This is a genomic window from Dehalobacter sp. TeCB1 (genome assembly GCF_001707455.1).
Taxonomy (GTDB): Bacteria; Bacillota; Desulfitobacteriia; order Desulfitobacteriales; family Syntrophobotulaceae; genus Dehalobacter; species Dehalobacter restrictus.
In genome coordinates this window covers 89,027-108,225 of sequence record NZ_MCHF01000002.1, presented here as the reverse complement: position 1 = coordinate 108,225, position 19,199 = coordinate 89,027, and the positions used below count along the sequence as shown (strand labels likewise).

Sequence of the window (19,199 nt, the reverse complement as noted above, 5' to 3'; positions counted from 1 at the left end):
AAGATTGTCCAATGTTAAAGATTTGGGGAAATAAAAAAGGTACTTTCCTAAAATAAAAAGTCTGACGACTGAGCTTGTCACACTTTTAAGCCTGGCCACGTATCCTATGAGTGAAATCAGCCCCAAGGAGTGTGGATATCATGACTGATCCAGTAACTAATCCAATAACTAATTCAGTAACTAATCCAGTATCTAATACAGCAACAGATATCATCAGCGAACGCACGCCGCATGTCATTGCGGCTGAAATTAACATGATCAAATACCAGACGGAGAGGATCTACCTTGCCGCCGCTGTCGAGATTGGAAGGCGGCTGACGGAGGCCAAGGGCCTGCTTAAGCATGGAGAATGGGGCAAGTGGCTGGAGGAGTCGGTCGATTTCTCCCAGAGCCGGGCCAATAAACTGATGCGTATCTTCACAGAGTACGGAGCCGGACAGCTTACCTCCTCAAATTCGGATCCGGATCCGAATTTGAACTACAGCCAGGCGGTGCTTCTTTTAGGTATCCCGAAGGAGGAACGGGCGCAATTCATCGTCGATCTGGATGTCGAAGGCATGACGAATCAGGAACTCAGAAAAGCGGTCAAGGAACGGACGCAGGCCCGGCAAGAAAAAGACCAGGCCTTACAGGAAAAAGACCTAGCCCTGCAGGAGAACACAGATCTCCAGAAAGCATTGGAAGACCAAAGCGGTATCATCACCGGGCTGACAGCGGAACTCGCCAATCTAAAGGTCCAATTGGAGAACGTCAAGACGTCCAAAGAAGAACTCGCTAAAACGGCCAGACAGCTGAATGATTCGCTGGAATCGCTCCAAAAAAGCTCAGCCGCCAAGGGCTACGAGCGAATGAAAACAAACTTTATTAATACGTCGCTCAAAGTCAGGGCCAACCATATCGCCTTCCTCTGTGAAAACTTGGATCAAACCATGAAGGAAGTAAAGCATAAGCTGCTCCAGATCGCCCCTAGTGACAAGGAGGCGTACATCATTTATAAGAATAAAGTTCACGATCTTCTAAATGTATGGCTTAAAGACGAGACGTGGAGCAGGCAAGCTCACCCCGGCGGAGATGCGCAGTAAAGAATGGTGGAAGATGAAGAGCAAATATGTTTTCCCGGCCATTATTGAGCCAGATAAAATAAGTGGCAAATATATGGTTATTTTCCCGGACTTGCCGGGTTGCGGCTTCGAAGCAGAGGATTTTATCCAGGCCTATTACTGGGCCGGTCCCAGGCTGGAGTATCATTTATATAGGATGGACAAAGCGTATGAGCACATCCCAGAAGCTTCAGATACTTCAGGCTGGGAAATCGCGGCGGACGCTGTCGTTGTTCAGGTAGCGGCCGGTCTGCCGGAGTACCGGAGAATGTTCGGCCCAAAATTCGCCAGAAAAGTCATCGGGTTTCCCAGCTGGCTTTTCCAATTAGGGAAAAAAGACGAGCCGATGTCTGTGCAGAACATGCGGGAGGTATTGAGGGAAAAGCTGGGGATTGACATGCTGCCTGAAAACGCTCATGATTTATCTGAAGTGTTCGGGAATGAAGACGGGTCGTTTTAATTTACAATCTATCTACGGGCTGTAATTTCATCGATCATTTTTCTCTATTTCGCAGTTATCCTCCAAGCAATTTCTTCTTTTCTTATAAATGCGGCTGGTCAGCCACAAGGCGATAAAGCATAAAATAAAGAGTTGAACAGCTATAATGACAAATATCCCCAACGTTAGAAATAGGTTTTCGCGACAAGCCTCATATCTGATATATTTCATGACTGTCACTACCGAGCTGAACACGATCGCCGTAATCGTGCTGATGATCAGGTTCGTTTTGAGCGTGGGCCGCAAATGACGGTCCCATATCCCCGCTTTCAGGCAGCTAACCAGCAGATACACAGCAAGGATCGTGAAAATGATCATCTCCCCAGCATATTGGACAAACGGCAAACCCAACAATTGTTGAACAATGATTGCCACCCCCAGCGCCCAAAAGCAAAACCATACACCGTAATGCTCTATTTTCAGTAATCTTTGTTCCTGCATTTCATCCAGAAGGTTTTTAGGCATTTTCATTCTCCTCTCCAAACAGTTCATCCAGGCTTTTCCCCAGCGCTTTGCAGATGGCGCGGCACAGCTTGATCGTCGGATTATATTCGCCCTGTTCGATGGCGTTCATCGTTTGCCTTGATATTCCAACTTGCTCTGCCAGAGCCTTTTGTGTCATATCCAGCTCCGCGCGGGCAACCTTGATTTTAATGTTTCTACCCATGTCATCGCCTCCAAGATAAGAATAATATATATATTAATAAATGTCAAATATACATTACAATTATTAATGTGCAGTATGACATCGGCTGTATTCAAACTGGTCCTAGTGGACTCATTCCATGTAAGACGCTGTAAGGAGCAAAACATTGCAAAAGCATCCATGGCCGCAGCATTAGGCCATCCGTAAACGCCAAAGGGGACGCTGCATAACTTTCACTGTTACGTATTTACTGCAATATATAGTTACACCTTTAGAGGCATCACCAAAAAATGAAACATCTGGTACTGATCTATAGTGTATGCTTTCATCGGTTAGTTGATTTTGATAATTAGGTTTATTAAATTATTTGCTAACACCTCCGCCTGAATTTACTATTCTTCTGCGACACAGTCGATTAAATCAGTGTTCCCTTAGATTTTCAAAATGTGTCTTGACAACGGGGTGCGGTATAGTCGGAATTACATTATTTCCCTAAGTCAAGATTTCTAATGAATATCATCGTTATTTTGTTCTATTACGATATCTTGATCTTCAAATTCAGGTAACTTTTTCTTTCTTATCCTATTTCCAGCCAATAGTAATATAATCGAGAACAGATAAAAAGCTAGAGCTAATCCAAAATACCTAAAAATACTAGGGGTCATTGTCATGTATAAACCTAATGGCAATAAGATTAAGAATACTATGATTAAAGGCCATACTTTTTTCAAAACAGAAGATACTATCCCTACAATCCCAGGTAGAATTTGGGTTATTATGTATAGCTTCGAAGTATGTTGTCCTTTCGCAAAAAAGATAATAAATACCCATAATGTAATAGATATTACCGAGCCACAAATTCCAAATAAAGCTCCAACTTTCTGATAATAATTACTTTGTATTCGATAAGAGGGAAACTTCATAGACTTACCTCCTCGTAAATTGAAAAGAAAAATAAAAAAATGTTAATTGATTATACTCCAATATTGTCGTGAATAGCCGACATTGAATCAAATAATTTTCTTATGATTCAAGACCACGGTTTTAACAACTCTGTTACGATCAGTTTACTCAATGCTGAATCCGAAAGAAATATTAATTAAACAATTGTTTATATTCAAAAACCTCCAATAAATGAAGGTTTTTGGTAAAATATTTAGATACATCAATTAAACCCAAAGTTAATATGTCGTGTAATTAAAGCTTAATAAAAAATAATCCTCTCCACTCCTTGTAGTTGAAGCCGTATAATAAGCACTCCCATTCCAACCACCTTGACAAGTTATGCTATGGTTTACATATGTTGCATAATTAGGTAACATGAAGTCCCAGTTATAAAAATCAGCAGTATTTGAGCTAGTTACTGAAGGCACCCCCTGACTTAAGCCTGTCCAATAAAGACCATTACAGTACCAATGTGTACCAGGAGGTGATGGATTAGCCGCATAATAGTCTTCATATCTGCTTTGTAAATAACTAGTAGTCCCTTCATTATACCAATATAACTCATTATAAGTTTGGCATAGAACATACCCAGGAGGATCAAATGTTGTTGCAGCAACTCTTAAAGAATATGATCCTCGACTGGATAAACAAGACTTAGAAGAAGGACTGTTCCTTTCAATTGTGCTTGTAATTTTTTCTAATTCTTTACCTGTTGCTTTCCTAGCTTTATACGTATTATTTTCTTTGTCAATGGTAACGGTATAAGATTCTAGCCCTGCATCTTTCTCTTTATGATCCTTTACAGTTAACGTTGCACTGTCTGTGTTAATAATTAATTCAACATTATCCAGTATTTTTTCTGTTTGTGCATCTGGCGAAAGTTGAATAACTTTATTTGTTGACTCGATTGCATAAACCGGTATAGTAAAACAAATCAACATTAATAAGCTCAGAACAAGACATAACATCCTTTTTGCTTTAAACATTTTATTCTCCTCCTTAAAAAATTGCTTTTTGATTAAATTCTTTAATATTACATATATCACCTCCAATAAATATCAATATCTCATATATTGCCATATTATCAAATATATGTAAATGCTATTGCGCTTATTTATCTATTTTCAACAAAATTTGATCATCATAGTGGTATTCTGCATAAGTCCAAAAGAATACATTAACCTGGATTCAAAAAACAATATGCAGGTGAACAAAACAATACAGCCGTCCAGGGGATACCCTAAACGGCTGTAAGCGTCCTAAGTTCTGTTCTTCAATATGTCTGCCTATAAGCAATTAAGCCTATCAAAACGGTCAAATAAATTCTTCGTTAATGCTCCGCCTTTAGCTCCTGATAGGTCTTTTGCAGGATCAGAGCATCCTCCTCAAGCTTCGGACTTTCACAAATCACGGTTCCCTGGATGCCAAAGCTCAGGCAGGCTTTAAGGATTTCCCGGTATTTCAGGTCAGCTTCCTGCAAAACGAGATGTCTCTTTTCGCCTTTCGGACCATATTCAATCCCGGAAATATGGAAATGCGCATTGCTTGTCCACTTCTCACCAAGCCCTTCGGCTGTCTGCTCAAGAATCGCGCAGAACTCGTCATAGCTATTGAATTGACCATTGGCTCTGGCATGCAGATGGCTGAAATCAATACAGGGCAATACACCCGGAACCTCCTGCGCTATTTTGATCGTTTCACCGAGATCGCCAAACTGGGAGGGTTTGCCTGTCGTTTCAGGCCTCAGGATGACTTGATTGCCTTCCTGATCAAGTTCCTGCCGGACATCGCTGAGTTCTTTGACTACTCTGGCTAAGACGGTAGCCGAAGTATCCCCGGAATAAAATGCCGGATGAAAGACGATGCTTCCGGCCCCAAGTATCCTGCCAATCCTGGCAGTATGAATAATCCTTGTTTTGCTTGCCTCAATTTTTTCCGTTTCACTGGAGTTCAGGTTGATATAGTAAGGCGCATGACAAGACAGGGATACGCGTTCTTTTTTCGCAGTTCCCCCGGTCTTTAACGCTTTATCTTCCTTCATTCTGACCCCGTGAACGAACTCGACTTCCATCGCATCCATTCCAAGTTCCCTGATTCTTAGGATTCCGGCCTCGGTGGATGTTTCCGCGGAAGACAAAGGCACTCCGGCCGTGCCAAACTTGATGCTCATGCCGATCTCCCCTTAGGACAGATATTTATTGAAGAAAATCTCTTCAACATTTTCGGTTCCCTTAATCTCTTTCAATTTGCCGATGACTTCCGAATCGGCTTCGGTTTGAATACCAACAATCATAATGTTTCTGCTCATGGAACTGATTTTGCCAACCTGCATACTGGTAATGTTGATGTTATGCTCACCCAATACAGTCCCGACTTTGCCGATCATTCCCGGATAATCCTCATGTGAGATAAGCAGGAACCATCCCGAAGGATCTATTTCAACCCTGAAATCGTCGATCTCCACAATCCGCTGTTCACTTTTGCCGAAAAGCGTACTTGCTACCTTATGCTCAGTCAAATCAGTTTTAACGGTAATGCTGATCAGATCAACAAAGCTTTGTGCCTCTTTGCTTTTGATCTCCTTGACGGTTATGCCGCGTTCTTTCGCAACTTCAGGCGCGTTGACAATATTGACCTCTTCCTGAAGGATTGGATTTAAGACCTCTTTTATGGCTGCCAACGTCAGCATTTTGGTATCCGCAGTGCTGATATCTCCATTATAGCGGACTTCAATGTTTTTTATTCTTCCTTCAGTCAGTTTGACAGCCAGAACACACATTTTTTGCATCAAGTGAAGGTAAGGCTTGATCATATTCATGACATCTCTTGATACAGGCGGAATATTCAGTGAAGTTGAAACCGGTTCGGATCTCAGCGCAGCGAGCACGCCGCGGGCTGCGCAAACCGCAACCTCGTTTTCAGCTTCCTGCGTCCGGGAGGCAATCCTGGGAGTGCAGACCACATTCTCCATCTTCACCAGCGGATGATCTGGCTGAAGAGGTTCTTCAGCAAACGCATCCAAAGCTGCCCCGGACACAATCTCTTCCTGCAGTGCCCAGATCAAAGCTTCCTCATCAATGATTCCGCCTCTGGCACAGTTAATAATCTTGATGCCCTTTTTCATTTTGGAAAACGCATCTTTATTCAGCAGATTGCGCGTGTCAACTGTCGCCGGAATATGCAGTGTCAGGTAATCTGCTTTACTTAAGATCTCATCCAGATCCACCAGCTCAATCCCCAGCTCTCTGCCTTTATCATCACTTAAAAACGGGTCATAGGCAATCACTTTCATATCGAACGCTTTGGCCCGCTTGGCCACGCCCATGCCGACCCGCCCCAGGCCGATGATGCCCAAGACCTTTTCTTTCAGCTCCATTCCTAGGAACTTCTGTCTTTGCCACTCTCCGCGCTTGACAGAGGAATAAGCCTGAGGAATCCTTCTGGCCAGAGCCAGGATCATCCCGATGGTATATTCAATGGAAGAAGCACTGTTGCCCTGAGGGGCATTCAGGACAACAATCCCCTGCTTTGTGGCTGCCTGAATATCGATATGCTCAACTTCCAGACCAGCCCTTCCGATTACTTTCAAATTCCTGCCGGCTTCAATGACTTCACTGCTGACAATCGTATCGCCTCTGATGACCAGAGCATCATATTTCGGAATCATTTTGATCAGTTCTTCCTGAGATAATGTACAATATGTATCCACGTCATGTTCTTCACGCAGCAGTTGAATTCCAGCCTCTGCCACTTTGTTATTCACCAAAATCTTCATCTGACTCTACCCCCAGTATCTGAAATAAACTAAACCTCCCATCCCCATGGAGACGAGAGGTAATACCTTCCCTTGCAGCGATTTGCCTAAATTTTAGGTTATTTTGATTATAGAGTTTATTGATTCTTCTGTCAAGAATCCGTCTTTTGAATCAACATACTTGGCAGCTGACTGTCCTCAGTGTCATGCGATCACTCTTCTGCTGCCCCGGTAATGCTCCGCCCAGTAACGTTCATCCAGTGAAGAAACCTGAACGCAATGCTTGGCCGCAGAAATAAACTTGTTATCACCGAGATAGATTCCAACATGACTTGCTCCGGCTCCGTTGGTATGAAAAAAGATCAGATCACCAGGTTCTAATCTTGTTTTGGGTATTCCGACCCCCTCTCTGAATTGTTCATACGATGTCCTTGGAAGTTGAATTCCATTCTCAAGAAATACTCTTTGAACCAGCCCTGAACAGTCGACACCGGATCTCGACCGGCCGCCCCATTTATAGGCAGTCCCATTCCAGTTTAGTACCGAAGCTACGATACCGGCCTGAATTTCTGCTTTTTCTTTGCTTGCTTCTATGAGGGAAAGGGTACTGACATTTACACAAGAAAAGCTGCTCTCGCCAGCTTTTTCCTCCATGATTCTAATATTGTCGGTCTGCATAGGGCTTTCGTCAACCGTTTTAGCAGGAGCTGCCGTAATCTTAGTACGCAAGGAGGCAATTTCCTGCAGGGCATAAGGATTTGAGGGGACTACGGCAGTTCCGGCCAGTAGAAGTGCTGTTAGGCCAATCACCTGTTTTGGAACGAAGGTGGGCTGATTGGATTCTGCCAAAGGGAGCGCAACTTGCATGATTCGAAACTCCTTTCCAAATAAAATCCAGACAGTCTATATCATTTTTTTATGCAGTAAGGAGATGGATTATGCTTTTTATCCGGCCAGGCAAAGAAAAAGGTTGTCTGCACATTCATATCATTCTTATATTTTTTGCATTTTTTTCCTTTGTTTTATTTTCTTCATTGTTTTATCTTCTTCTGTAATTCTTCCTCATAAAAAGATTTGTCATTTTTTTGCCTGAATAGCAAAACATTTCATCGTATTTGTGTTGTAGAATTGAACAAACTAAAATAAGAAAAATATAAAGAGGTGATTTAGTTTGGGGAGAAAATCAAATTCTGATTTGAATCAACTAAAATATGAAGTTTCCAAGGAGTTGGGTATCATGAACAGCGGACCGCAGGAATATGCGCAGTATCTGAACAACGCCAAATATGAAGTAGCCAATGAATTGGGCATCCAGTTAAACAAGGGATATAACGGAGACATCACATCAAGGGATGCCGGCCGGATTGGCGGTCAAATTGGCGGAAAAATCGGTGGAAATATGGTTAAAAAGATGATTGAATTTGCCGAAAGTAACATGGTGAACAACGGTGGAAGACTCTAGTACTGATCAAGAGGATGGTTTCCATCCTCTTCTTTAAATGATCACATTTCCTCAATTTCCTCATATTCTTTAACCAAATCACTGATCATTTTCCCTGCAGGTAGGATTTCAGTTATCTTTTCAATATATTGTCCTGAAAAAATCAGTCCCTGATCCAAATTACCCTGTTGAGCATTGATCAAGGCCTCCTTTATGCAAAAAGTTGCTGTGCATTTTTTTAAACAGCCCTCACATATTTGTGGGGATTTTACTTTCCCCGAAAGGATTTCATCTGTAAATTTATTTCGGATTGCTCTCCCGGGCAGCCCGACGGGACTTTGAATGATGACAATATCTTCTGCCGTTGCTCTCAGATAAGCTTCTTTGAGGGCCGGTGCTCCGTTCGCCTCTTCACTGGCTGCAAAACGGATCCCCATTTGCACGCCGTCAGCACCAAGGCTAAACGCCTCCTGTAAATCTCCCGTATCCACAATGCCTCCTGCCGCAATGACCGGGATAGAAATAGCCGCCTTGACCTCAGGAACAAGAATTCTCATGGACTGATCTGTTCCGAGATGTCCTCCCGCTTCTTTCCCTTCTACTACGACCGCTGCCGCTCCCAAGCTTTCAGAAATCCTGGCAAGCTTGGCCGTCGATACAATCGGGACTAAAGGGGTTTTTGCCTCAGCGCACCAGCGAAAAATATCCCTGGAAAAACCGGCTCCCTGGATAATCAGGTCAATGCCTTCTTCCAACGCAGCGCAGACAAGTTCTTTGAAACGCGTTGCTGCAAACATAATATTTATTCCGATGATTCCTTTGGATTTCTCCCTGGCCTTCCTGATTTCACCTTTTAACTCAGTTTCATCCAAAGACGTCGCAGCAATAATCCCTATTCCACCAGCGTTGGCCACAGCCGCAGCCAGCTGAAAAGTGGAAATTCTAATAGCCATCCCGCCCTGGATGATCGGATACTTCGGGATCAGACCTCCTACTCTTAACACAGGTAACTTCAAAATACAGCCCTCCAATAATTTCTTCAACAATTTCTTGAATAATTTTTGCAAACATTAATTCTTTCTAACAGTTTTCTTCATTAATTAATTTTCAAATTTCAAATTATTTTGATATTCAAAGTAATTTTCTCTTTGATTCTACCTCTTTTTGAGCCACTATTCAAGTTCATTACTCAGCGCTATACATGCTCTTTCTGTCTGTTCCACCAACATCAGGCTTTTTCATATTTTTACCGCGTAATGTTCATACTACCTATATCTGAAAAATGGAGGGCTGAACAGGATGCATACAATGTGGAAAGGTTCCATAAGTTTTGGTTTGGTCAATATTCCCATCAAAATGTTTGCTGCTACCGAAGAGAAGGACATCCATTTCAGATACATCCATAAGGAGTGCAGTACCCCTCTTAAGTATGAAAAGCATTGTCCGACATGTAACAAAGAAGTAAAAGAAGAGGAAATCGTTCGTGGGTACGAATATGAAACCGGTCATTTTATTATTATCAATGAGACAGATCTTATTGCCTTAAAATCTGAAGTGGAAGAGAAGTCAATTGAAATCCTTGATTTTATTAATCTTGCAGAAATTGATCCGATTTATTACGACAAATCCTATTACCTAGCACCGCAGGATACCGGCGGCAAAGCCTATCATCTCCTGCGACAGTCCATGAATGATACCGGCAAAATTGCCCTGGCTAAAATGACTATCCGCAATAAACAGACGCTGGCTGCCTTAAGGGTTTACAATAAGGTCCTGGTCCTGGAAACCATTTTCTATCCAGATGAAATAAGACCCGTCAGCGAGGTACCGGGAATCAGCGAGCAGCAGGGTGTCAACGAAAAAGAGCTTGATATCGCGACCCAGCTGATTACCAACTTAACTGCACCATTCGAGCCGGAAAAATATAAGGATAATTACCGGGAAGCACTGAGAGAGCTGATCAACAAAAAGATTGAAGGCAGGGAAATAGAAGTCGCACCTGAAGCGCCCCACCGTAATGTCATTGACTTGATGGAAGCCCTTCAGGCCAGTTTAAAAGAAACCAAGAAGAAACCTTCCAGGGGCAAAACAAAGACTGCAGAAAAAACCAACCCGGATACTGATGCCCAGGAAGAGAAAAAGACAACCGCAAGCTAGTACCTTGTCAACTCTAAAATAAACATATTAATCTATCCATAGACGTCAAACTTAATGTGCCTGGAGATTTTTATGAAACTGCTGGAAGTAATGGAGCCTGTGCTGTCATCTGAAATCAGGACAGGTGATGCGTGGATCCACCAGATTAAATGGGACGGTATCAGAGGGTTATCCTATATTGAAGACGGCAGCGTCCAGATCTACACCAAAAGTGGCAGGGAGCGAACTTCTTTCTATCCTGAAATCCAGATAGCTCCAAAACTGCTGAACGGCCATCAGGCCGTACTGGATGGTGAACTGGTTGTTTTCAATACCGGGAACAGACCATCCTTTCATCTGATCATGAATCGGGAACGCCTCAGAAACAGTTCTAATCTGCCCGTCTATCAGCAAAAATACCCGGTCTGCTACATCTTGTTTGATCTTTTGTTCTTTAATGGCACAGACTTGCGTAACCGTCCTCTAGAAGAGAGACAAGATCTTCTTCGGACCAAGGTGTCATCTTCTTCCAACATCACGGTTACCGATGATTTTACGGACGGTTCAGCTCTGTTTAAGCTAATGAAAGAAAGAAATTACGAGGGAATCGTTAGCAAGAGAAAGAACAGCCGTTACCAAGCTGGCAAAAAACATAATGACTGGTTCAAAACCAAAATCAGCAAAAAAATCCTGGCCATTGTCGGCGGATTATCCTGGAAAGAGCAATTTCCAAACTCACTGCTGCTTGGTATCTTCCAGGGAGACCAGTACCTCTACATCGGGAATGCGAGTCTTGGACTGGCCCAGAAAGACTTCCAGCTTCTCAAGGCTTACGCTTCGGATTATACCCAGGAAAGCAGCCCGTTCGACAACCTTAAAAAAATGAAGGATACGACCTGGCTCAAACCGGTCTTGACCTGCTGGGTAAGTTTCCTGGAATGGACAGACAGCAGGAGTCTCCGCCACCCTAAAATTATTGGTTTCAGCAAAGATCCTGCCTCTGAAGCCCAAGGAAAGGAATTCATCACGGAATGAACCTGGAAGTTGACGGCAAAACGCTCACTATAACCAATCCTGAAAAATTATTATGGCCTGACCTCGGTATCCGCAAGCTTGATTATTTGAAAATCCTGCTGGAATTAGCCCCGTACCTTCTGCCTCACGTCAAAGACCGTCTACTGACGACGATCCGTTATCCTGATGGTTTCCAGGGCAAGTCCTTCTTTCAGAAAAACATCCCTGATTATGCCCCTGGGTGGATTCCGACGATCGAATGGCGGGATAATCAGTATATCATTTTAGCATCAGAAGCAATCCTCATTTGGCTCGGAAACCAGGCCTGTCTGGAATTCCACATTCCATTTAACCCCTATGACAGGGATCAGTATCCTTCTGCACTGGTTTTCGATCTGGACCCTTCCGAAGGTCAGACCTTTGAGGATGTCACGGAAGCGGCCCTGCTGATTTTTGAAGAGCTTCAAGCGCTTCAGATTACAAGCTATATCAAAACTTCCGGGGCAAGCGGACTTCAGATCCATATTCCGACAGGCGGGAAGTATGATTACGATACCGCCAGAAAAATCAACGAATTTTTTGCGGTTTATTTCAGCCAGAAATACCCCCGGCAAATTACCCTGGAGCGCAGTGTCGCCAAAAGAGGCCATAAGCTCTATTTTGACTATCTGCAGATGTGGCAGGGTAAAACCATCATCAGTCCTTATTCTCCAAGGGCAACGGCCTACGCCTCCGTTGCCGCTCCGCTGGAATGGGGGGAGCTGCGGCACGGGGTCAAACCCCAGGATCTTAATCTGCTGAATATCAGCAGCAGGCTGAAAGATAAAGGAGATCTCTTTGCTCCGCTGAAAAATGGACAGAACAGCAGGAGCTGCCAAGATCTCGACTTTATCCTTGAAAAAATTTAATCATTTACCTTTATTTCGCAGATTGTAAAAATTTGGATGTATCATGACAGACAGCCGCGCTCCGCATTCATGCTCCGCTTACGCTGGAACTGTGGCACACAGACCCAGCTATGAAGGTTTAAATGTCTGGTTATTTAGAGAACGGTATACTAGTCGTTAGAGGATGTATGGAACGTAATCTCCGGGTACTTATCCTTCAGTCTGTCCAGGTAGTATTCGTCCTCAAGAAGAACGACCATCTGGTCATCCTGATCTTTGACGCACAGATTACGGAGTCCGCGCAAATTGGCCGGATCAACAAGTTTGTCGCTTCTGACCCAGCGGGCCATATGATGCAGAAGATGATGAAGCTGAATTCTTGTTCCATATTCATTTTCGAGGCGGTATTCCAGGACTTCAAACTGAAGCTTTCCCACAACGCCGACAATCAGTTCCTCCGGCCCATCCATAAAGGTCCGGAAGACCTGCACTGTCCCTTCTTCCGTCAGCTGCTTGATTCCCTTCTGAAACTGTTTGTACTTGGAAAAATCCAGATTGATAATCTTGGCAAAATACTCCGGCGCAAACTGCGGCAGCTTTTCGAATTCAAAGGTCCCTTCCTCACTCAGGGTATCGCCGATCCGAAAAATGCCCGGATCAAACAAACCCACCACATCTCCGGGATATGCCTCTTCCAGGATATCGCGTTCCTGTGCCAAGAACTGCTGTGGTTGTGGAAGCTTGATCTTCTTGCCGCTTCGGACATGATTGGCTGCCATTCCGCGTTCGAACCTGCCCGAACAGACCCGCATAAACGCAATCCGGTCCCTGTGGGCCGGGTTCATATTGGCCTGAATCTTAAAAATGAAACCTGAAAATTGAGGATCGGTCGGCTGAATGTAGCCAACCGAACTTTTTTGCGGTCTTGGCTCAGGCGCCATTTCCAGGAACTGCTCCAGAAAAGTTTGGACGCCAATACTGCTCAGCGCGCTGCCGAAGAAGACCGGAGACAGCATCCCCTCCTGAATCATTTCCTCGTCAAACGGATCCCCTGCAATATCCAATAATTCCAGATCTTCGCGAAGCTTATCATATAAGGCAGGTTCGAGACAGTCTTTGAGAGCGGGATCTTCAAGTCCGCGTTCGCCCGCCTCAATCCGTTTCCGTTCGCCGTCCCGGTAAAGCTCCAGACATTGATGCCGCCGGTCGTAGATTGCACTGAAATCTTTTCCCATTCCGACCGGCCAATTCAAAGGAACCGTATTAATGCCTAAAACATCCTCAATCTCTTGAAGGACATCCAGCGGGTCTTTGCCAAAACGGTCCAGCTTGTTAATAAACGTAAAAATCGGTATGCCTCTCATCCGGCAGACTTTAAACAGCTTGATGGTCTGGGCTTCGACACCTTTGACCAGATCGATTAGCATGACGGCGCTGTCGGCTGCCATCAGCGTGCGATAGGTATCTTCACTAAAATCTTCGTGCCCGGGTGTATCTAAAATATTGATATGAATTCCGTTATATGAAAACTGCATGGCGCTCGAAGTTACGGAAATGCCACGTTCTTTTTCAATCTGCATCCAGTCGGAAGTTGCATACTTGGCTGCTTTTCTTCCTTTTACCGTACCAGCCAGCCGGATAGCCCCGCCAAAAAACAGCAGCTTTTCTGTTAAGGTCGTTTTCCCAGCATCCGGGTGAGAAATAATTGCAAATGTCCTTCTGGGTTTAATCTGATTCTGGTTCGTCGTCTTTTCCATCAAGTTCCCTTTCCTTTTTTACGTGCGTGTTTTTGCCTATATTACTATATCATATTCCTTAACTTTTTTCTTCTTTAACACCCGCATTGCATTCAGGATCGCAATCACAGCCACGCCTACATCAGCAAATACAGCTTCCCACATTGTCGCGGCACCCATCGCTCCAAGGATGAGGACACCTATCTTTATTCCGAGCGCAAAACCAATATTTTGCCAGACAATTCCTTTCGTTTTCCGGGCAATCCGGATTGCCTCGAGCAGTTTGGCAGGTTCGTCCGTCATCAGGACAATATCCGCGGCCTCAATCGCTGCATCCGACCCGAGTCCGCCCATGGCAACCCCGATATCGGCCCTGGCCAGGACCGGCGCATCATTGACCCCATCTCCGACAAAAACGAGTTTACTGCCGTTTTCCTTCTGCTCCTCCAGTTCTTCCAGAACAGCAACCTTTTGATCGGGAAGCAATTCAGCGTAAACTTGGTCAAACCCCAACTGCTGTCCAACCTGTTCACTGATCGCCTTCGTGTCTCCGGTCAGCATAACCAATTTCTTGACCCCTGCCTGTCTCAAGCCCCGCAAAGCCTCCTGAACATCTTTTTTGACTCTGTCCGTAATCAGGATATAGCCGGCATATTGACGGTCAATCGCGATATAGGCAATCGTTCCAACCTCGGGTATTTGCGTCAGGGAGATTCCTTCCTCAGTCAGGAGCCTAGCGCTGCCGGCCATGACTTCTTTTCCCTGATATACTGTTTTTACGCCATAACCTGGTATTTCTTGGTACTGATGGATATCCTTCTGATCAATGCCCTTCGTGTTCAGTTTTTTTGTATCATCTTCGGTGTATCGTTTCAAAATCGAGGCCGCAATGGGATGACCTGAAAAATATTCAGCCGCGGCAGCATATTCCAGCAAAGTATCTTCATCAAACCCCTGAGCAACTTGTATTCCGGTAACTTCAAATACACCTTCAGTTAGCGTACCAGTCTTATCGAAGACAACCGTACGCACTTGATTCAGGCCTTCCAGGTAGTTGCTTCCCTTGATCAGGATGCCGTTTCGGGAAGCGCCTCCGATACCCCCAAAAAAGCTTAACGGAATGGAGATCACCAGTGCGCAGGGACATGACACCACGAGAAAGACCAAAGCCCGGTTCAGCCATTCGCTGAACGTGGCCCCCTCAATAAACAGCGGGGGCAGAAAAGCTAAAAGTGCAGCTCCGAGCACAATAACCGGTGTATAGACACGCGCAAATGTTGTCATGAAATTTTCTGTCTTAGCTTTTTTAGAGGTGGCCTTTTCCACCAGATCCAGAACCCGTGCAACCGTGCTCTGCTCATAAACCTTCGTAACTTTTACGGTTAAGACCCCGGTCTTATTAATAAAACCAGCCAGAATGCTGCTGCCGGCTTCGACCTCCCTCGGAATAAATTCTCCGGTGAGCGCCGAGGTATCCAAAACAGACCTGCCCACAAGCACTGTGCCATCGAGGGGAACTTTCTCTCCTGGTTTGATCAGAATCATCTGGCCTTCCCTGACTTCCTCCGGCGGCACTTTGCTTATGGAATCTCCCTTCATTAAATTCGCATAGTCCGGACGAATATCCATCAGTTCACTGATCGAGCGGCGGGAACGGTTGACAGCACTGTCCTGGAAAAATTCACCGACCCGGTAGAACAGCATCACAGCTACCGCCTCGGGATATTCCTGAATAGCCAGCGCCCCAACTGTAGCAATCAGCATCAGAAAGTTTTCATCGAGAAACTTGCCGCGGACAAAATTCCGAAGCGCCGCCCAGATAATCTGACTGCCAACCAATAAATAGCTGATCAGAAACAATACAATTTCAACGGCAGGTTTCAATTTTAGCAGAAACGCAGCAGCAAAAATAACGGCTCCAATGACAAAGCAAAACAGCTCGGCATTAACTTTCTGTTTTTTTTGTTCTCTTTGTTCTCTTTGTTCCTTCTGTTCTTTTTGTTCTTTTTGTTTTTCTTGTTCCGTGGTTTTCTCTTCTTTACTGGCTGCACCCATATCTTTGGACCTGATCCCAGTAATGCTTACCCCGGCCTCAATCCCGGAAGCGATTTTTTCAATTTGGACGGCAATATCTGTGATTTTTTCAGAATCATTTACCTCTAGATAGAGTTTACTGCCTGCAAAATCAATATTTGCAGTTATTATGCCATCCAGCTTCCTTACTTCCTGTTCGATTTTAACCGAGCAGTTTGCACAGCCAAGACCGGCAAGCAGGATGACTGCTTCCTGACTTTTTATAGCCATATCTTTTTTCTCCTCACGCATCCTTATCCTTCTTTGACATGGAGCATTCCCTGGCTGAAAATGCCTTTGATATGCTCGTCATCCAGCGCATAGAATACGATTTTTCCTTCTTTTCTGTTTTTTACCAGCCTGCATTGCTTAAGAATCCGCAGCTGATGGGAAATTGCCGACTGGGTCATATCCAATAGAAAGGCCAGGTCGCAGACACACATTTCTGCTTCGGAAAGCGCCCAGAGAATTTTTATCCTTGTCGTATCACCGAATACTTTAAACAGTTCGGCAAGATCATACAGATTTTCTTCCTGCGGCATCGCTTCTTTAACCTTACCGACAATTTCTTCATGAATAACCAGGCAGTCACACCGCAAATTCTCCGCTTTCCCCTCCATCAAAACAAACCGCTCCTTTGCAATTACGCTTATTTGAATACTTGAATACTTGAATACTTGAATACTTGAATACTTGAATACTTGAATACTTGAATACTTGAATACTTGTTCATATATTATCATATACCTTATATTTTTTATGGTCAATTTATTTTTCTATTTTTCTACTTCTCTATTTTCTACTTTTCTAATTTTTTCCTTGTACGATTCTCTGCATGATTCTTTTTTAGCCTTTTCTGCCTTGGGTTCAAACGCCACGCTCTTTGAATCGGAATCTACGCATAGCCTGTAAATATTGATTTAAGTTTTTTAAGGCCATTCGTCAGAGCAAAATAAAGATGAACGGATACAGATGAGGCCGTCATTAATGCCGCCAGATAATGCCGCCAGCGTACAGGGTTTAATCCTCCTGTCGGTTTGACCGCTCTCTGCAGGGGCTTAAAGTAGAGGGCCATCCCGGTAATAATTTGGACCGGGATCAATCCTGCGAGCGAGGTGATCAATATTTTCTGACCTGGATTGTATTTGGGATACTTCTTCTTTTTTCCGGATAGGAAGAATTCGTATTTTAAAAATCCGGGCATTGCCTTTAAGGTCTTGCGGTTCGGAATGATCTCTTTATAGTTTTTGTCTTTCATCCCGTAGCAAATCCGTGCCAGATACGAATTCAACAGTAAAAACTGGGCGACGGCGTGTGTCTTCCGGGCTGAGTCCATCCGTTTGAAACCAAAAGCGCGCGATGGGCTGTGAATGTAAAGCCCGCTAAGAATTAAAGCCAATACAGCTGGCGCATAAACCCAGTGAAGCAGTCTGGCTGTTCCTGAATGACGTTGCTTTTTCCAGTTCATATCATGATCTCCCCGATCGATGTTCTGGTGGTTATTAAATGCGTCGAACAAGAGGAGCAGATGTCAAATGCCCTGATCACCCGGCCGATTTCAATGGGCTGTTTTTCATCCGCAATTGGAATTCCGATCAGCGCTTCCTCGACCGGTCCTCTGCAATTCTGATTATCCCGAGGCGAAAAATTCCAGGCACTGGGTGTAATGATCTGGTATTGGGCAATCCTGCCGTTTTCAATCCGCAGCCAGTGTCCGAGCGGACCGCGCATTGCTCCGGTGAGGCCAATACCCTCGGCATTTTTCGGCACTTCAAAGGGTACGAATATGCGTCCCTCCGGCTCAAGCTCATCGAGCCAGGATTCCATCAAGGCCCCTATTTTTTGGGCCTCAAGTGCCCTGGCGATCATCCGGTCCATCGTCGATATGCCCTTTCGGTAATCTCCTTTGATCCAGAGCCTGGCCAGCGGTCCCCCTTCCAGTGGCACACCGGAATAACGGGGCGCCTTTATCCAAGAGTAGGCGTCTTCTTTTTCCCGTTCAGGGACTGTCTGGCCTCCAGATGGGTTTCGCGGTCCGGACTCTGCTGCATACCAGGACCTTGCCGTATGTTCTTTAATCAACGCCAGATCAAGCTTCTGGATTTGGCCGTTCAGCATTGCTCCACCGGGAAAATATCTCCCCCGATCTTGCTCAGTGCATGGAAACAGTCCGTACTCAAGCATATTTGGGGTTCTTTGGCCGAGTTCAAAGTAATCACTGTAAGCTTCTGCAAGGATGTATACATCGGGTACCATCTGACTCTGGATAAACCGATTGATTTTTTGGAGCTTCGACCGGAAATTCATGACCACATCGGCAGAAGGCGGAACTGTAGCCCCTCCAGCCAATATCCCATGAGGAAACGGAGCTTTTCCGCCTAGCAGGGCCACCATTTCGTGAGCCAGGCGGCTTATTTCCAGCGCTAAATACATATTCTGCACCATCGCGTCGTTTTTCTTTTTTTTCAGTCGCTTATCTTTGGTATAACCTGGAACAAAAGGGGCCCTCTCTGGCAAAGTCAAATAATCCACCAGGGAAAACAAATACTGATGACGGATATGATTCTGAAGCATATCTGCCCCGATGATCAGGTTTCGCAAAATGTTGGCATTGCGGGGCGGTCTGATCCCGGCAGCGTCTTCCAAGGCGTAGGAGGCAGCTGCTCCATGCAGAGATGAACAGATCCCGCAGATTCTTTCCGTAAGGTACGCGGCGTCCTGCGGATCTTTTCCTTGCAGTATCAATTCGAATCCTCTGAAAAAGATCCCGCTGCAGCGGGCATCTACCACCTTTTTGTCTTCAACTGTGACCTCTACGGCGCAGGAGTTGTTAGCCCTGGTAAGCGGCCCTATGACAATCTTTTTCATGAAGTCAGTCCTTTTCCTTTATTCGCGTTTTCATACAATCTTTTACCTGCCGTTTTCTTACTTATGACCTTTTTAAGTTGAGCCTTGATTTTTGGCTTGC

General features: G+C 44.7%; 19 protein-coding genes. 6 read left to right on the top strand and 13 right to left on the bottom strand.

Going from position 1 to position 19,199, the window contains the following annotated elements; all coding sequences use genetic code 11:
* Positions 1–140 precede the first annotated feature (140 nt).
* Entirely contained in the window at positions 141–1,082 is a 942-nt protein-coding gene (locus A7D23_RS00520; protein ID WP_019225615.1) for a DUF3102 domain-containing protein, read from the top strand.
* Between the two features lie 13 nt (positions 1,083–1,095).
* Positions 1,096–1,560 carry a HicB family protein gene (locus A7D23_RS00515; RefSeq protein ID WP_025205388.1) on the top strand — a complete coding sequence of 155 codons (465 nt, stop codon included), beginning with the start codon at positions 1,096–1,098 and terminating at the stop codon, positions 1,558–1,560.
* Between the two features lie 27 nt (positions 1,561–1,587).
* Here the strand turns inward: A7D23_RS00515 and A7D23_RS00510 are convergent, their stop codons facing one another.
* The 7 genes from A7D23_RS00510 to A7D23_RS00480 form a co-directional block, all read right to left on the bottom strand.
* A complete protein-coding gene (locus tag A7D23_RS00510; RefSeq protein ID WP_019225617.1) occupies positions 1,588–2,064 on the bottom strand; it encodes a DUF6773 family protein in 477 nt (158 codons plus the stop codon).
* On the bottom strand, positions 2,057–2,266 hold the full coding sequence (locus A7D23_RS00505; RefSeq protein ID WP_019225618.1) for a helix-turn-helix transcriptional regulator: 210 nt from the start codon (positions 2,264–2,266) through the stop codon (positions 2,057–2,059). Before A7D23_RS00505 ends, A7D23_RS00510 begins: the two co-directional genes overlap by 8 nt.
* 485 nt (positions 2,267–2,751) lie before the next feature.
* The gene (locus tag A7D23_RS00500) at positions 2,752–3,168 is read right to left on the bottom strand and encodes a hypothetical protein (protein ID WP_019225619.1); all 417 of its coding nucleotides are present in this window, start codon (positions 3,166–3,168) and stop codon (positions 2,752–2,754) included.
* Between the two features lie 258 nt (positions 3,169–3,426).
* Positions 3,427–4,176 carry a hypothetical protein gene (locus tag A7D23_RS00495; RefSeq protein WP_019225620.1) on the bottom strand — a complete coding sequence of 250 codons (750 nt, stop codon included), beginning with the start codon at positions 4,174–4,176 and terminating at the stop codon, positions 3,427–3,429.
* Positions 4,177–4,520: 344 nt separating this feature from the next.
* Positions 4,521–5,360 carry a TIM barrel protein gene (locus tag A7D23_RS00490; RefSeq protein WP_019225621.1) on the bottom strand — a complete coding sequence of 280 codons (840 nt, stop codon included), beginning with the start codon at positions 5,358–5,360 and terminating at the stop codon, positions 4,521–4,523.
* A 12-nt stretch (positions 5,361–5,372) separates the two neighbouring features.
* The gene (gene serA, locus A7D23_RS00485; protein WP_019225622.1) at positions 5,373–6,965 is read right to left on the bottom strand and encodes a phosphoglycerate dehydrogenase; all 1,593 of its coding nucleotides are present in this window, start codon (positions 6,963–6,965) and stop codon (positions 5,373–5,375) included.
* A gap of 183 nt (positions 6,966–7,148) precedes the next feature.
* Positions 7,149–7,811, bottom strand: a complete 663-nt coding sequence (locus A7D23_RS00480; protein WP_019225623.1) for a C40 family peptidase — start codon at positions 7,809–7,811, stop codon at positions 7,149–7,151.
* A 370-nt stretch (positions 7,812–8,181) separates the two neighbouring features.
* On the opposite strand from A7D23_RS00480, the gene A7D23_RS00470 reads away from it, so the two are divergent.
* Positions 8,182–8,406 carry an alpha/beta-type small acid-soluble spore protein gene (locus A7D23_RS00470; RefSeq protein ID WP_025205380.1) on the top strand — a complete coding sequence of 75 codons (225 nt, stop codon included), beginning with the start codon at positions 8,182–8,184 and terminating at the stop codon, positions 8,404–8,406.
* 41 nt (positions 8,407–8,447) lie between these two features.
* Here the strand turns inward: A7D23_RS00470 and A7D23_RS00465 are convergent, their stop codons facing one another.
* Positions 8,448–9,401, bottom strand: coding sequence for a nitronate monooxygenase (locus tag A7D23_RS00465; protein ID WP_019225626.1), 954 nt, complete (start codon positions 9,399–9,401; stop codon positions 8,448–8,450).
* A gap of 283 nt (positions 9,402–9,684) precedes the next feature.
* On the opposite strand from A7D23_RS00465, the gene A7D23_RS00460 reads away from it, so the two are divergent.
* The 3 genes from A7D23_RS00460 to ligD (A7D23_RS00450) all read left to right on the top strand — a co-directional run bounded on the left by A7D23_RS00460 (position 9,685) and on the right by ligD (A7D23_RS00450) (position 12,443).
* On the top strand, positions 9,685–10,542 hold the full coding sequence (locus A7D23_RS00460; RefSeq protein ID WP_019225627.1) for a Ku protein: 858 nt from the start codon (positions 9,685–9,687) through the stop codon (positions 10,540–10,542).
* 72 nt (positions 10,543–10,614) lie between these two features.
* Complete coding sequence (gene ligD, locus A7D23_RS00455; RefSeq protein ID WP_019225628.1) at positions 10,615–11,556, top strand: non-homologous end-joining DNA ligase; 942 nt, start codon at positions 10,615–10,617, stop codon at positions 11,554–11,556.
* The gene (ligD, locus tag A7D23_RS00450) at positions 11,553–12,443 is read left to right on the top strand and encodes a non-homologous end-joining DNA ligase (RefSeq protein ID WP_019225629.1); all 891 of its coding nucleotides are present in this window, start codon (positions 11,553–11,555) and stop codon (positions 12,441–12,443) included. The genes ligD (A7D23_RS00455) and ligD (A7D23_RS00450) overlap by 4 nt, the downstream gene beginning before the upstream one ends.
* A gap of 149 nt (positions 12,444–12,592) precedes the next feature.
* Here ligD (A7D23_RS00450) and A7D23_RS00445 read toward each other — a convergent pair whose 3' ends face one another.
* From A7D23_RS00445 to A7D23_RS00425, 5 genes are all read right to left on the bottom strand, one after another.
* Positions 12,593–14,179: a peptide chain release factor 3 gene (locus tag A7D23_RS00445; RefSeq protein ID WP_019225630.1), complete on the bottom strand. Its 1,587-nt coding sequence runs from the start codon at positions 14,177–14,179 to the stop codon at positions 12,593–12,595.
* A 36-nt stretch (positions 14,180–14,215) separates the two neighbouring features.
* Positions 14,216–16,462 (bottom strand): heavy metal translocating P-type ATPase, encoded by a 2,247-nt coding sequence (locus tag A7D23_RS00440; RefSeq protein WP_242837042.1) that lies wholly within the window; start codon positions 16,460–16,462, stop codon positions 14,216–14,218.
* 23 nt (positions 16,463–16,485) lie between these two features.
* A complete protein-coding gene (locus A7D23_RS00435; RefSeq protein ID WP_019225632.1) occupies positions 16,486–16,851 on the bottom strand; it encodes a metalloregulator ArsR/SmtB family transcription factor in 366 nt (121 codons plus the stop codon).
* A 275-nt stretch (positions 16,852–17,126) separates the two neighbouring features.
* The gene (locus tag A7D23_RS00430) at positions 17,127–17,699 is read right to left on the bottom strand and encodes a cytochrome b/b6 domain-containing protein (protein ID WP_019225633.1); all 573 of its coding nucleotides are present in this window, start codon (positions 17,697–17,699) and stop codon (positions 17,127–17,129) included.
* Positions 17,696–19,099 carry a nickel-dependent hydrogenase large subunit gene (locus A7D23_RS00425; protein WP_019225634.1) on the bottom strand — a complete coding sequence of 468 codons (1,404 nt, stop codon included), beginning with the start codon at positions 19,097–19,099 and terminating at the stop codon, positions 17,696–17,698. Before A7D23_RS00425 ends, A7D23_RS00430 begins: the two co-directional genes overlap by 4 nt.
* Positions 19,100–19,199 lie beyond the last annotated feature (100 nt).

Excerpts from the sequence above, each read along its gene's own strand:
- A7D23_RS00520 (WP_019225615.1), top strand. The coding sequence starts at position 141 with ATGACTGATCCAGTAACTAATCCAATAACTAATTCAGTAACTAATCCA.
- A7D23_RS00515 (WP_025205388.1), top strand. The coding sequence starts at position 1,096 with ATGAAGAGCAAATATGTTTTCCCGGCCATTATTGAGCCAGATAAAATA.
- A7D23_RS00510 (WP_019225617.1), bottom strand. The coding sequence starts at position 2,064 with ATGCCTAAAAACCTTCTGGATGAAATGCAGGAACAAAGATTACTGAAA.
- A7D23_RS00505 (WP_019225618.1), bottom strand. The coding sequence starts at position 2,266 with ATGGGTAGAAACATTAAAATCAAGGTTGCCCGCGCGGAGCTGGATATG.
- A7D23_RS00500 (WP_019225619.1), bottom strand. The coding sequence starts at position 3,168 with ATGAAGTTTCCCTCTTATCGAATACAAAGTAATTATTATCAGAAAGTT.
- A7D23_RS00495 (WP_019225620.1), bottom strand. The coding sequence starts at position 4,176 with ATGTTTAAAGCAAAAAGGATGTTATGTCTTGTTCTGAGCTTATTAATG.
- A7D23_RS00490 (WP_019225621.1), bottom strand. The coding sequence starts at position 5,360 with ATGAGCATCAAGTTTGGCACGGCCGGAGTGCCTTTGTCTTCCGCGGAA.
- serA (WP_019225622.1), bottom strand. The coding sequence starts at position 6,965 with ATGAAGATTTTGGTGAATAACAAAGTGGCAGAGGCTGGAATTCAACTG.
- A7D23_RS00480 (WP_019225623.1), bottom strand. The coding sequence starts at position 7,811 with ATGCAAGTTGCGCTCCCTTTGGCAGAATCCAATCAGCCCACCTTCGTT.
- A7D23_RS00470 (WP_025205380.1), top strand. The coding sequence starts at position 8,182 with ATGAACAGCGGACCGCAGGAATATGCGCAGTATCTGAACAACGCCAAA.
- A7D23_RS00460 (WP_019225627.1), top strand. The coding sequence starts at position 9,685 with ATGCATACAATGTGGAAAGGTTCCATAAGTTTTGGTTTGGTCAATATT.
- ligD (WP_019225628.1), top strand. The coding sequence starts at position 10,615 with ATGAAACTGCTGGAAGTAATGGAGCCTGTGCTGTCATCTGAAATCAGG.
- ligD (WP_019225629.1), top strand. The coding sequence starts at position 11,553 with ATGAACCTGGAAGTTGACGGCAAAACGCTCACTATAACCAATCCTGAA.
- A7D23_RS00445 (WP_019225630.1), bottom strand. The coding sequence starts at position 14,179 with ATGGAAAAGACGACGAACCAGAATCAGATTAAACCCAGAAGGACATTT.
- A7D23_RS00440 (WP_242837042.1), bottom strand. The coding sequence starts at position 16,462 with ATGGCTATAAAAAGTCAGGAAGCAGTCATCCTGCTTGCCGGTCTTGGC.
- A7D23_RS00435 (WP_019225632.1), bottom strand. The coding sequence starts at position 16,851 with ATGGAGGGGAAAGCGGAGAATTTGCGGTGTGACTGCCTGGTTATTCAT.
- A7D23_RS00430 (WP_019225633.1), bottom strand. The coding sequence starts at position 17,699 with ATGAACTGGAAAAAGCAACGTCATTCAGGAACAGCCAGACTGCTTCAC.
- A7D23_RS00425 (WP_019225634.1), bottom strand. The coding sequence starts at position 19,099 with ATGAAAAAGATTGTCATAGGGCCGCTTACCAGGGCTAACAACTCCTGC.